Origin of the sequence: Streptomyces panaciradicis, assembly GCF_023516615.1 — a bacterium.
In the GTDB taxonomy this organism is placed as follows: domain Bacteria; phylum Actinomycetota; class Actinomycetes; order Streptomycetales; family Streptomycetaceae; genus Streptomyces; species Streptomyces panaciradicis.
Window position 1 is genome coordinate 19,445 of record NZ_JAMGBF010000008.1, and the last position, 12,023, is coordinate 31,467.

Annotated in this window: 13 protein-coding genes; 8 read left to right on the plus strand and 5 right to left on the minus strand. The window is 73.4% G+C overall.

The window, feature by feature from the left end:
• The first annotated feature begins 8 nt into the window (after positions 1-8).
• Together M8J74_RS03795 and M8J74_RS03800 are read left to right on the plus strand one after the other, a co-directional pair.
• Positions 9-1,175 (plus strand): right-handed parallel beta-helix repeat-containing protein, encoded by a 1,167-nt coding sequence (locus tag M8J74_RS03795; RefSeq protein WP_443744575.1) that lies wholly within the window; start codon positions 9-11, stop codon positions 1,173-1,175.
• A gap of 90 nt (positions 1,176-1,265) precedes the next feature.
• The gene (locus M8J74_RS03800; protein ID WP_249835058.1) at positions 1,266-1,667 is read left to right on the plus strand and encodes a hypothetical protein; all 402 of its coding nucleotides are present in this window, start codon (positions 1,266-1,268) and stop codon (positions 1,665-1,667) included.
• Here the strand turns inward: M8J74_RS03800 and M8J74_RS03805 are convergent.
• Both M8J74_RS03805 and M8J74_RS03810 read right to left on the minus strand, forming a co-directional pair.
• Positions 1,631-3,973 carry an ATP-binding cassette domain-containing protein gene (locus tag M8J74_RS03805; protein WP_249835059.1) on the minus strand — a complete coding sequence of 781 codons (2,343 nt, stop codon included), beginning with the start codon at positions 3,971-3,973 and terminating at the stop codon, positions 1,631-1,633. The genes M8J74_RS03800 and M8J74_RS03805 overlap by 37 nt on opposite strands.
• A 49-nt stretch (positions 3,974-4,022) precedes the next feature.
• Complete coding sequence (locus M8J74_RS03810; protein ID WP_249835060.1) at positions 4,023-5,063, minus strand: LLM class flavin-dependent oxidoreductase; 1,041 nt, start codon at positions 5,061-5,063, stop codon at positions 4,023-4,025.
• Between the two features lie 94 nt (positions 5,064-5,157).
• Here M8J74_RS03810 and M8J74_RS03815 point away from each other — a divergent pair, with 94 nt between their 5' ends.
• A complete protein-coding gene (locus M8J74_RS03815; protein ID WP_249835113.1) occupies positions 5,158-5,949 on the plus strand; it encodes an SDR family oxidoreductase in 792 nt (263 codons plus the stop codon).
• 10 nt (positions 5,950-5,959) lie between these two features.
• Here the strand turns inward: M8J74_RS03815 and M8J74_RS03820 are convergent, their stop codons facing one another.
• The gene (locus M8J74_RS03820; protein ID WP_249835061.1) at positions 5,960-6,382 is read right to left on the minus strand and encodes a (2Fe-2S) ferredoxin domain-containing protein; all 423 of its coding nucleotides are present in this window, start codon (positions 6,380-6,382) and stop codon (positions 5,960-5,962) included.
• A 547-nt stretch (positions 6,383-6,929) separates the two neighbouring features.
• Here M8J74_RS03820 and M8J74_RS03825 point away from each other — a divergent pair.
• From M8J74_RS03825 to M8J74_RS03835, 3 genes are all read left to right on the plus strand, one after another.
• Positions 6,930-7,877, plus strand: a complete 948-nt coding sequence (locus M8J74_RS03825) for a universal stress protein (protein WP_249835062.1) — start codon at positions 6,930-6,932, stop codon at positions 7,875-7,877.
• 54 nt (positions 7,878-7,931) lie between these two features.
• Complete coding sequence (locus M8J74_RS03830; protein ID WP_249835063.1) at positions 7,932-8,633, plus strand: CBS domain-containing protein; 702 nt, start codon at positions 7,932-7,934, stop codon at positions 8,631-8,633.
• A 120-nt stretch (positions 8,634-8,753) separates the two neighbouring features.
• A complete protein-coding gene (locus tag M8J74_RS03835; RefSeq protein WP_249835064.1) occupies positions 8,754-9,044 on the plus strand; it encodes a DUF1876 domain-containing protein in 291 nt (96 codons plus the stop codon).
• Positions 9,045-9,099: 55 nt separating this feature from the next.
• Here the strand turns inward: M8J74_RS03835 and M8J74_RS03840 are convergent, their stop codons facing one another.
• The gene (locus M8J74_RS03840; protein ID WP_249835065.1) at positions 9,100-9,594 is read right to left on the minus strand and encodes a hypothetical protein; all 495 of its coding nucleotides are present in this window, start codon (positions 9,592-9,594) and stop codon (positions 9,100-9,102) included.
• A gap of 163 nt (positions 9,595-9,757) precedes the next feature.
• Here M8J74_RS03840 and M8J74_RS03845 point away from each other — a divergent pair, with 163 nt between their 5' ends.
• The gene (locus tag M8J74_RS03845; RefSeq protein ID WP_249835066.1) at positions 9,758-10,249 is read left to right on the plus strand and encodes a phosphatase domain-containing protein; all 492 of its coding nucleotides are present in this window, start codon (positions 9,758-9,760) and stop codon (positions 10,247-10,249) included.
• A 52-nt stretch (positions 10,250-10,301) separates the two neighbouring features.
• Here M8J74_RS03845 and M8J74_RS03850 read toward each other — a convergent pair whose 3' ends face one another.
• Positions 10,302-10,520, minus strand: coding sequence for a dodecin (locus M8J74_RS03850; protein ID WP_249835067.1), 219 nt, complete (start codon positions 10,518-10,520; stop codon positions 10,302-10,304).
• 230 nt (positions 10,521-10,750) lie between these two features.
• Between M8J74_RS03850 and M8J74_RS03855 the strand changes: the two genes are divergently transcribed.
• The gene (locus M8J74_RS03855) at positions 10,751-12,001 is read left to right on the plus strand and encodes an extracellular solute-binding protein (RefSeq protein WP_249835068.1); all 1,251 of its coding nucleotides are present in this window, start codon (positions 10,751-10,753) and stop codon (positions 11,999-12,001) included.
• Positions 12,002-12,023 lie beyond the last annotated feature (22 nt).

Here is a 12,023-nt window from a genome sequence, read left to right on the forward strand (position 1 = left end):
CCATGCACATGAGATCCGTCCTCGCGTCAGTCAGCCTGCTGGCCGGCGCGCTCGTCGCTCTGTCGGGCACGCCGGCCCAGGCCGCGAGCACCACGCAGTACGTGTCGCCGAGCGGCACTGACAGCGCGGCCGGCACCCAGTCCGCCCCCACGACGCTGGCCACGGCGATCGGCCGCATCGCCTCGGGCGGCACCATCTACCTGCGCGGCGGGACCTACAACTACGCCTCGACGGTCACGATCCCTGCGGGCAGCAACGGCACCTCCGGCGCCCGGACCACGCTGACCGCCTATCCGGGCGAGAAGCCGGTACTGGACTTCGCGGCGCAGAGCGAGAGTTCGTCCAACCGCGGCCTGCAGCTCAACGCGAACTACTGGCGGGTGTACGGCATCACCGTCCAGCACGCCGGGGACAACGGCATCTTCGTCGGCGGCAGCAACAACGTCGTCGAGCGCGTGGTGACGGCGTACAACCGCGACACGGGCCTGCAGCTGGGCCGGATCTCCTCCAGCACGCCCAGCAGCCAGTGGCCGTCGAACAACCTGATCGTCAGCTCGGAGTCGCACGACAACGCCGACTCCGACGGTGAGGACGCGGACGGCTTCGCCGCCAAGCTCACCACCGGCACCGGGAACGTGTTCCGCTACGACGTCTCGCACAACAACATCGACGACGGCTGGGACCTGTACACCAAGACCGACACCGGTGCCATCGGGCCGGTGACGATCGAGTACTCCCTGTCCTACACCAACGGCACGCTCAGCAACGGCACCGTGAACTCCAACGGCGACCGCAACGGCTACAAGCTGGGCGGCGACGACATCGCGGTCGACCACGTCGTCCAGCACAGCATCGCCTACCGCAACGGCCACCACGGGTTCACGTACAACAGCAACCCCGGCACGATGACCATCTCGAACAACGCGAGCGTCGACAACGCGCAGCGCAACTTCTCCTTCGACGCGGGCACTTCGGTCTTCCGCAACAACACCTCGTGCCGCTTCGCGGTGAGCGGCTCCAACGACAAGACCGTCGGCAACACCGACAGCTCGAATCAGTTCTGGACCGGCTCCAACGGCTCCCGCTGCTCCTCCTACTCGGGGGCTCTCGGCTGGTCCTTCGCGTCGGACGGCAACCTGGCGGTGACGTTCGGCGGCGTCCGGGTGACGCCGTAGCCGTACTCGCCGGGCGGGGCGCACGTACTCGGACGGATCTGAGTACGTGCGCTCTGTGCCGGGACGGGGCCGCGGCGGAACGCTTGCGCCATGAGCCAAGGACTCCCGAACCCCGTGTCCCGACTTCTGCCGGTGCTCGTGCCGGCCGGTGCAGCGCTCGCGCTCTGGGCCGCCTGGCTGGGCTGGGACCAGCACTACGACGTCCGGCCGGACGGCACGACGACCGGCCCCTACCAGCCGTGGCAGGTGATCGGGCTGGTGCTGACCCTGCTCGTGCCGCTGTTCTGGGCGGCCTCCCGGGGCCACATCGCGGGAGCCGTCGCCGGCACCACGGCCGGGCTGACGCTCGCCGCCTACCTGGACTGGTCGGACGACTCCAGCGGTCTGTTCATGGTCGGGGTGATCATGGTCATGGTGGGCAGCCTGGCCGCGACCGCGGTCCTGGCCACCCTGATTCAGCGGGTGTGGGGGACGAGCGCCCGCGCCAGGTAGGGCGCCGTGGCGCTGCCCGGCACCGCCGCCACCCGCGCCGGCCGTCCGGCCGCCACGATCCGCCCGCCCGCGTCCCCGGCGCCCGGCCCCAGGTCGATGACCCAGTCCGCGCCCGCCACGACCGCCATGTCGTGCTCGACGACGATCACCGTGTGGCCCGCATCCACCAGACCGTGCAGCCGGCGCATGAGGACCTCCACGTCGGCGGGGTGGAGGCCGGTGGTGGGTTCGTCGAGGAGGTAGAGGGTGTGGCCGCGGCGCCCGCGCTGCAACTCGGCCGCGAGCTTGATGCGCTGCGCCTCGCCACCGGACAGCTCCGTCGCGGGCTGGCCGAGACGAAGGTAGCCGAGCCCGACGTCGAGGAGCGTGCTCAGGCTGCGCGCCACGGCCGGGGTCCCGGCGAAGAAGTCCGCGGCCTTCTCCACCGTGAGGTCCAGCACCTGCGCGATGTTCCGTCCCCGGTACGTCACTTCGAGCGTCTCGGGGTTGTAGCGGGCACCGCCGCAGTCCGGGCACGGGGCGTAGGTGCTCGGCAGGAACAGCAGTTCCACGCTGACGAACCCCTCGCCCTGGCAGGTCTCGCAGCGCCCGCCCGCGACGTTGAAGGAGAAGCGCCCGACACCGTACCCGCGTTTGAGAGCCGCCTCGGTGGCCGCGAACTCCTTGCGCACGACGTCGAACAGGCCCGTGTAGGTGGCCAGGTTGGAGCGCGGGGTGCGGCCGATGGGCCTCTGGTCGACCGAGACCAGCCGTCGCACGCCCGGCAGGTCCTCGGTGATCTCGCCGATCAGCGTCGACTTCCCGGACCCGGAGACGCCGGTGACCGCGGTGAACACCCCGAGCGGGAACTCGGCCGTGACCGCCCGCAGGTTGTGCCGGGTGACAGGGCCCACGGTCAACTGCCCCTGAGCGGCGCGCGGTGGGCGTTCCGGCGTGGACGTGCGGTGGAAGAGGTGGCGGGCCGTGGCCGACTCCGCGACGTCGGCGAGCTCCGCGACGGGGCCGCTGTGCAGGATCCGCCCGCCGTGCTCCCCGGCCCGCGGGCCCACGTCCACCAGCCAGTCGGCGCCGCGGACCACGTCGAGGTGGTGCTCGACCACGAACACCGTGTTCCCGGCCGCCTTCAGCCGCTCCAGCACGGTCAGCAGGGCCTCGGTGTCCGCCGGGTGCAGGCCGGCGGACGGCTCGTCGAGGACGTACACCACACCGAACAGCCCGGAGCGCAACTGCGTGGCCAGGCGCAGCCGTTGAAGCTCGCCCGCGGAGAGGGTGGGGGTGGCGCGGTCCAGGCTGAGGTAGCCGAGGCCGAGTTCGAGGACCGGTGCGATGCGCGAGCGCAGATCGTCGGTGAGGGCGCGGGCGGGCTCGTCCTCGCCGACCAGGAGACCCGCGAGGTCGACCAGGGGCACGGCCGCCAGGTCCGCGATGGTGCGGCCCGCGAAGGTCACCGCCAGCGCCTCCGGACGCAGCCTCGCGCCACCGCAGGCCGGGCAGGGGGCGGCGGCCAGGAAGCGTTCGGCCTTGGCGCGCAGCGCGGGGCTCTTGGAGTCGGAGAACGTCTTCATGACGTAGCGGCGGGCGCTCATGTACGTGCCCTGGTAGGGGCGTTGGATGCGGTCCGCGTCGCGGACCGGGTGCACGGTGACGACCGGCTGCTCGTCCGTGAACAGGATCCACCGGCGCTGCTCGGCGGGCAGCTCGCGCCAGGGGCGGTCCACGTCGTACCCGAGGGCGTCGAGGATGTCGCGCAGGTTCTTGCCCTGCCAGGCACCGGGCCACGCGGCGATCGCGCCCTCCCGGATCGACAGCGACGCGTCGGGGACCAGCAACTCCTCGCTGGTCCGGTGCACTTGGCCCAGGCCGTGACACTCGGGGCAGGCGCCGGCGGCGGTGTTGGGAGAGAAGGAGTCCGAGTCCAGGCGTTCGGCACCCGGCGGGTAGGTGCCGGCGCGGGAGAAGAGCATGCGCAGCGAGTTGGAGAGGTTGGTGACCGTGCCGACCGAGCTGCGGGACGTCGGGGCGGAGCGGCGCTGCTGGAGCGAGACCGCGGGCGGCAGACCGGTGATCTCGCCGACCTTCGGCGCGCCCACCTGGTGGATCAGACGGCGCGCGTACGGGGCGACGGACTCGAAGTAGCGCCGCTGCGCCTCCGCGTAGATCGTGCCGAACGCCAGCGACGACTTCCCGGAACCGGAGACGCCGGTGAACACGGCCACCACGTCCCGCGGGATGTCGACGTCCACGCCCTGGAGATTGTGCTCGCGGGCGCCGCGGACACGGACGTAGGGATCGTGGGGGGTGGGCATGAGCGGGAACTCCGTTGCTCCGTCACTTGAGAGGACAAACCCCGCGATCCTACGCGGCCGGGCCGGGCGCCGCCGCGTGACGCCCCGCCGCCGGTGCGCCGAAGATCCCCGCCAGCCTGCGGTAGGAGTCCACCAGCGCCGCCCGGTCGTACGTGCTGGTGGTGACCAGCACCTCCTGCGCGCCCGTCTCCTTCAGCACCGTCTCCAGCTCGTGCGCGACCTGCTCCTCGGTGCCCGCGACGTGTCCGGCGAGCCCGGCCTCGTAGAAGCCGCGCTCCTTCGCGGTCATCGTCAGCGTCTCCACGCGCTCGGCGGGCGGCAGGGGCGGGAAGGTGCCGTGGGTGCGGGAGTACGCCATGGACCAGGCCTCCGGGATCAGCAGGCGGCGGGCCTCCTCGGGCGTGGCGGCCACGGCGACCGTGCCGGAGACGACGACGTACGGCTCCGCCGCCCAGGGGGAGGGGCGGAATCCGGCGCGGTAGCGGTCGATGCCGCGCAGCATCTTCTCCCGGTTGCGCAGGTCGCCGATCACCATCGGCAGGCCCGCCCGGGCGGCGAGGTCGGCGCCCTCGCCCATCGCGAGCACGAACGGCGGCACGGTCAGGCCCTCGGCGGGGCGGGCGTGGACGCCGGTGGGAGAGGTGCCGCGGAACCAGCCGAGCAGTTCGTCCAGCTGCCCCGCGAAGTCCTCGGCCGCCTCCTTGTCCCGGCCCAGCGCCCTGCGCACACCGTCGGTGAAGCCCACCGACCGCCCCAGCCCCATGTCGACGCGCCCCGGGAAGAGGGACTCCAGCACCCCGAACTGCTCGGCCACGACCAGGGGCCGGTGGTTGGGCAGCATCACGCCCCCGGTGCCGACCCGGAGGGTGCGCGTCGCGGCCGCGACGGCGGCGGCCAGCACGGTCGGCGCGGACCCGGCGACCCCGGGCACACCGTGGTGCTCCGACACCCACAGCCGCCGGTAGCCGAGCTCCTCCAGCTCCCGCGCCAGCCGCACGGTGTCCCGCAGCGCCTCGGCATGCGTGTGGCCCTCGCGGGTGCGGGAGCGGTCGAGCACGGAGAACGGGGTCCGGGCGATCAGGGAGCTCATACAGGGTTCAACACCGGGCGGCCCCCGAGATTCCTTGCGCGGGAAAAGCGATTGACGCCCACGGTCCGCCCCGGGACGATCTCCCACCGTGACGATGCGCAGCGATCAGGAGCACACCGCGCCCGGCGGGGCCGCGGCCCGTCCCGTCGCGCTGATCACCGGCGTGGGGCGCACGGCCGGCATCGGCGCGGGGGTCGCCCGCCGCCTCGCAGCCTCGGGCTGGGACGTCGCCTTCACCTTCTGGAGTCCCTACGACGACCGCATGACCTGGGGGCGGGAATCCGGCGCGTCCGCGGCGATCTCCGCGGACCTGAGCGGACGCGGCGCGTCCACGGCGGCGATCGAGGCGGACCTCGCCGATCCGCAGACCCCGGCCCGTGTCTTCGACGAGGCCGAGCGGCGGCTGGGCGGGGTCGCCGCGCTGGTGATGTGCCACTGCGAGTCGGTCGACTCCGGACTGCTCGACACGACCGTCGAGAGCTTCGACCGGCACTTCGCGGTCAACGCCCGCGCCACCTGGCTGCTGATCCGCGAGTTCGGGCGCCGCTTCGCCGGCGGCGCGGGAAGCGGCCGGATCATCGCCCTCACCAGCGACCACACCGTCGGCAACCTGCCGTACGGGGCGAGCAAGGGGGCCCTCGACCGCATCACCCTGGCCGCCGCCCACGAGCTCGCCGGCCTCGGGGTGACCGCCAACGTCATCAATCCCGGCCCCGTCGACACCGGTTGGATGGCGGAGGAGGTCCGGGAGCAGTGCGTGCGCGCCACCCCGCTCGGCCGGCTGGGCACCCCACGGGACACCGCGCATCTGGTGGACTTCCTGTGCTCCGCGGAGGGTGGCTGGATCAACGGCCAGCTGCTGATGAGCAACGGCGGATTCGCCTAGCGGACGGCCGTCAGCGGCGGCCGGGCGTCCGGGCGTCGCGGGGCGGGCGGATGAACTGCAGCTCCAGGGTCACCGGCGGTTCGGCGAGGCCGGGTCCGCCCGCTGCCGCCCAGTCGATGACCTCCTGCGTGCAGTCGTCGTCCATCGCGAAGCCGACCCAGGTGGCGCGGCCGCCGGCCCGCCGCCCGGCCGCCGACGGCTGGACGACGATGACGTTGGCCTGGTCGCAGGGGCCGAGGCAGTCGGTCGTACGGACCTGGAAGCCGGACTCGGCCGCCGCGGCGCGCAGCCGCTCCAGCTGCCAGGCGTGGTCGCTGCCCGGGTGTTTGCGCGGGTCGCCGCAGCAGCAGCCCCGGCAGACGACGAGCGTGCAGGGGCGCTGCTGGGCCGCGCCGATCAATGTGGTGCGGGGGGCGGAGAACCGGGATGCCATGGGAGAAGCATGATCCATCGCCCCGGGACCCCGACCCACCGGGTCGCCCGGGGTTGCCCCCTGGACACGACAGAACCTGCGAGGTGGGCTCCCTTCGCCGGTATGGTCCGGATCAGGTGGTGGAGGTCGCCGTCCGGTCCTCAGACCTTCCGGCCTCTCAGCCCATCCGTCACCCCTTCCGTTGACAAGGGCTCGTGTCCCTTGTTGAAGGTGGTGTCCCGGATGCGCTCCCTCGCTCGCCCCGCAGGCTGATTCCAGCCTACGGCTGCCCGCGGGGTGTACCAGGGCCGAAGGGGGCCGTCCCCGAGGGCCGTTCGGCCCTCTTCTGCGTCCGGCGCGCGTCCCGCCGGCGTCGACGGGGCCCCTTCGGCTCGGCGCCCGGCCGGTCCGCGCACGGGCCTGGGCCGAGTGGCTCGGCTCGTGCCCGTTGGGCCCAAGCACGGCGTGCCGCCTCCTCACAAGGCTGGAAGTGACGAGAGGGACCAACGCGTGGGCAGGTGCGTGCCGGACGCGCTCGAGGGCCCGAGGGGCCGGGAGAGGAGTGGTCATGACGCATGAGCGCGAGAGTCTGTGGGACTACGGCAGGTACGCGCCCCGTCCCGCCCTGCACGGGCATGTGCTGGTGGGCGTGGACGGGTCCGACGAGGCGCTGCGGGCCCTGGACCAGGCGGTCGCGGAGGCGGCGGCGCGCCGGGCCGCGCTGGAGATCCTGCACGGCTGGCCGTGGGCCAAGCACGGCGCGCACGAGGTGCGCCCGGGCGGGCCGGAGCCGGAGACGTCCTCGCTCCTCGAGCGGGCGCACGCCGTGCTGGAGTCCGCCGTCGCGCGCGTGCACGAGCAGGCTCCGGAACTGGACGTGACGGCGACGTTGAGCCCGCACCCGGCCGTGGCGGAGCTGACGCGCCGGGGTGAGCACGCCGCGCTGACCGTCATCGGCAGCCGCGGCCTGGGCGAGATCACCGCACTGGTGTCCGGCTCGGTGAGCCGCCGGCTCGCCGGCAGCTGCTCGAGCCCGCTGCTGGTGGTCCGGGGCGAGGCGGCCTACGGCGGCTTGGACCACGGCGTGGTCCTTGTGGGCGTGGGCACCGACACCGAGACCGAGGCGGCCCGGTTCGCCTTCGAACAGGCGCAGCAGCGCGGTGCCCGGGTGCGGGTCCTGCACACCTGTGTCCTGCCGGCGACGTCGGGCGCCGGTCCCGTGGTCTCCGCCGAGCGGCTGCAGGAGGAGCTGGAGACCAAGGGCCGCAAGCAGTCGGCGGTGCCCCAGAGGGCCGTGGCCACGCTGCGGGAGAAGTTCCCGGGGGTCGTGGTCGAGACCGACACCGTGTGGGGCGGCGCAGCCGAGTCCCTGGTGGAGGCCACGCGCGCGGCCGACGCCGTCGTGATCACGGCGCACCGTCCGCACGCCCGGCGGCCCGCGCCGCGCCTCGGCCCGGTCACCCACGCGCTGCTGCACCGCGCGCACTGCCCGGTCTACCTCGTCCCCGCCGGCTGAGCGAGGACGGCGGAGGTCCCGAACCGAAGTCCGGAAGGAGCAGGAGGAAAGACGATGAGGCACCGCACGATCGAGGACGTGATGACCAGGGAGGTGGTGCGCGCACCACGTGACGCGTCGTTCAAGACGGTGGCCGGGCTGCTGGCGGAGCATCGCATCAGCGGGCTGCCCGTGGTGGACGACGGGGGGCGGGTCCTCGGGGTGGTCTCCGAGACCGACCTGCTCCATCGACAGGCCGCCCAGTCCGACGCGCGGCGGGGCAGGCGCCCGAGGCTGCCCCGGCTGAGCCGCTCGGCACGGGTGGCGGCGGCCAAGGCCCGGGCCACGACCGCGGAACACCTCATGACCGGGCCCGCCGTCACCACGACGCTCGACGCGTCGGTGGCGCAGGCCGCGCGCACCATGCGGCGGCACGCCGTGGAACGGCTGCCCGTGGTGGACCGGCAGGGCCGGCTCGCGGGCATCGTCACCCGCGGCGACCTGCTGCGGGTGTTCCTCCGCCCGGACGAGGACATCCGCCGTGACGTCGGCGACCAGGTGGCCGCGGCGCTCTGCCAGCCCCGCTACCTGGTGGACGTCGGTGTCGCCGGCGGTGTGGTGAGGCTGCGCGGGCACGTGGAGCGGCGCAGCGACACCGGGCTCGCGGTGCTCGTCGCCCGCCGTGTCGACGGGGTCGTGGCCGTCACCGAGGCTCTGGGCTACCGCCTGGACGACTCCCGGCCGCTGCCGGCCGGTGTCTCGCCCGGTCACATGTAGGCGGTGGCGTCGCCTGCGCGAGGCATCGGCGTGACAGGCTCCCGCGGGCGTCCGACCATGGAGGTGCGGGGCGGGCGGCCCGCGCACCGTGCGGCGCCCGCCGGGCCGAGGAGGGACGCCATGGCGCACACGAGCGAGTGGAAGATACGGCTCCACCTCTTCGAGGAGGAGCGGACGACCAAGGCGCACGCCGTGCTGGACACCGGTACGACGGCGCTCACCGGCCACGGGGTCGCGCACCGCAACCCCGTGGACACGGACGTGCCGGAGATCGGCGACGAGCTGGCCGCGGGCAGGGCCCTGAACGATCTGGGCCGGCAGCTGGTGGCCCTCGCCGAGCACGACGTCGAGGGCACGGCGGCCGGCGGCGCCGAGCGGGAGCCCCGTCCGTCCCTCGGCTGGGCCATGTGAGCCGCGCACACCCGCGCGACGCCTGGGGCGCGGGGCTCCGCGCCCGAGGCCCCCGCTACTCGTCGGTCCTGATGCCGGAGATGAGCAGGGTCGACAGGTCGGACTGCACCATCAGGTGGGTGGTGTGCGAGTGGCCGGCGGCCTTCCAGGTGAGCGTGACCCGGCTCCAGCAGTGACCCATGCCGCTGTCGTTGACGACGACGCTCCACTCGAGCGGGACGCCCTCGGCGCGCAGCATGCCGTCCTGGTGGTGGCGGGCCTCCCAGCGGGCCAGGCTCTCGCGCAGGCCGGCGGTGAGGTAGTGGCGGCGCAGGGCGTCGGCGAGCTGTCCGCGGCCGGAGTCGTGCAGCACGTCGACGTAGCTGCCGTAGAAGTCGGCGACGCGGTCGACGGCGGAGTGCGGACTGCCGCTGCGTCCCGGGGCGCCGCTCGTGGCGGTCGGGCCGGCGTCCGCACGGCTGCCGGCCGCGGTCGCCGGGGCCGGCAGCCCCAGCGCCAGAACCATCCCGCCCAGCGCCAGGCGCCGTAAGGCGGTACGGCTGGTCGTCATGATGTTCCCCTCCTTTTCCCCGCGGGAAGCACGGGGGATCGCCTCCCCCCTTTCCTTGCTACCGGCCCGAGTCGGGCGCGTCGCGGGCCGACCGGCCTGCGCACAGGGGCCGTTCGGCGGCGGCTCACGCCGGCCCCCGAAGTGCACGCCCTAGGGTGGACGGGTGACCGACAGCAGTGCACGCCCCCTCGCCGTGTTCGACCTGGACAACACCCTTGCCGACACCGCGCACCGTCAGCGGTTCCTGGAGCGCGCACCGCGCGACTGGGACGGCTTCTTCGCGGCCGCCCCCGACGATCCGCCGATCGCCGAGGGCATCGCGCTGGTGCTGGAGAGCGCGCAGGAGTGCGAGGTCGTCTACCTCACCGGACGTCCCGAGCGGTGCCGGCGCGACACGCTGGACTGGCTGGCCGCGCAGGCACTGCCCGAGGGGCGGGTCCACATGCGGCGCAACGACGACCGCAGGCCGGCCCGCCGCACCAAGCTGGAGATCCTGCGCCGCCTCGCCCGCACCCGTGAGATCCGCCTGTTCGTCGACGACGACGAGCTGGTGTGCGACGACGCCGAACGGGCGGGGTTCAGGGTCGTACGGGCGCGGTGGGCGACCCCGTCGACCGAGCTGAAGGTGGCACAGGAGCGCGAGGGGCGGACCTGAGCGCCCGCCCACCGGGCCGAAGGGGTGACCTTCCGCGTCGTCCGCGAAGCCGTCAGTCCGACTCCTCCTCCAGCCGGAAACCCACCTTCAGGCCGACCTGGTAGTGCGCGATCTCGCCCTCCTCGATCTGCCCGCGCACCTGGGTGACCTCGAACCAGTCCAGGTTGCGCAGGGTCTGCGAGGCACGGCGGATGCCGTTGCGAATCGCCTCGTCGAGACCGTCGGTGGAGGTGCCGACGATCTCCGTGACCCGATAGGTGTGATTCGACATGCGGGTGCTCCTCTCCGTACGGCCGTGATGACCGGAGTGTCACGTGTGTCACGCGTCACTCCACGGTGCCCCAAGCTGCGACGGAGCGCGAGACGTCTGCTTCGGGGCCCTTGCCCCTCTTGACCCCCCGCATTGGTCCATACCAAAATCCGGGCACACCCGAACGAGCCCCGCGCTCGTCCCCCCACGCCGGGCCCCCTTCCCTGTCCGCAGACAGAACAGGACCCCTCGTGAGACGTCGCAGCCTGCTCGCCCTGGCCCCGCTCGGCCTCACCGGCGCCTGTGGACTCGTCCCGGGCGGGGCCGACCGGCGCACGGTCACCGTGTGGCTGATGAAGGACAGCGCCTCCCAGGACTTCCTGCGCCGCTTCACCGAGCGGTTCGAGCAGGAACACGCCGATCTCCGGCTCGACATCCGCATCCAGCAGTGGACCGGCATCGGCCAGAAGGTGCAGGCCGCCCTCGACTCCGCCTCCGGTCACGGACCCGACGTCATCGAGGTCGGCAACACCCAGGTCCCGCAGTACGTGGAGGGGGACCGGCTGCTCGATCTGACGCTGGAGTCCCTGCGCTGGGGCAGGCGGGACTGGCTGCCCGGCCTCGCCGAGCCGGGCCAGCAGACCTCCCACCAGTACGGCATCCCCTGGTACGCGGCCAACCGGGTCGTCATCTACCGCAAGGACCTGTTCGCCCGGGCCGGCGTCACGGCTCCGCCGCGCACCCGCGAGGACTGGCTCGCCGCGACACGGCACCTCGACTCCGGCGCGGTGCAGGGCATCTACCTCGCCGGACAGGACTGGTACACCCTGGCCGGCTTCATCTGGGACGAGGGCGGCGACCTCGCCGACGACCGGGAGGGCGGCGGCTGGCGGGGCGCCCTGGACACCCCGGCGGCCCTGCGCGGCATGGACTTCTACCGGCGCCTGCAGTCGCTCGGCCGCGGTCCCGTCGGCTCCGACGAGGAACACCCGCCGCAGGCGGGCGTGTTCGCCGAAGGGCGCGTCGCACAGATCGTCGCGGTGCCGGGACAGGCCCGGGCGATCGTCCAGCGGAATCCCGGACTGAAGGGGAAGATCGGCTTCTTCCCCGTCCCCGGCCGGACCCCGCACCGCCCCGGCGCCGTCTTCACCGGCGGCTCCGACCTCGTCGTACCGAACAACACGCGCGAGCGGGACGGCGCGGTGGCCGTCGTCGCCGCGCTCACCGGCGCCCGATGGGACACCGACCTGGCCCGGACCATGAACTACGTGCCCAACCGCAAGGCCCTCGCCAAGGCCGTCGCCGGCGAGGAGGGCGTCGCCGCCATGGCGGCCGGGGCCGCGCAGGGACGGGCGACCCCGGCCACGCCCCAGTGGGGCGCGGTCGAGGCCGACAACCCGATCAAGCCGTACATGACCAAGGTGCTCACCGGAGCCGACCCGGCGACCGAGGCCCGCCGCGCCTCCCGGCGCATCACGGACGTGCTGAACAGCCTCAGCTGAACCGCCGGGGGGTGACGTCACC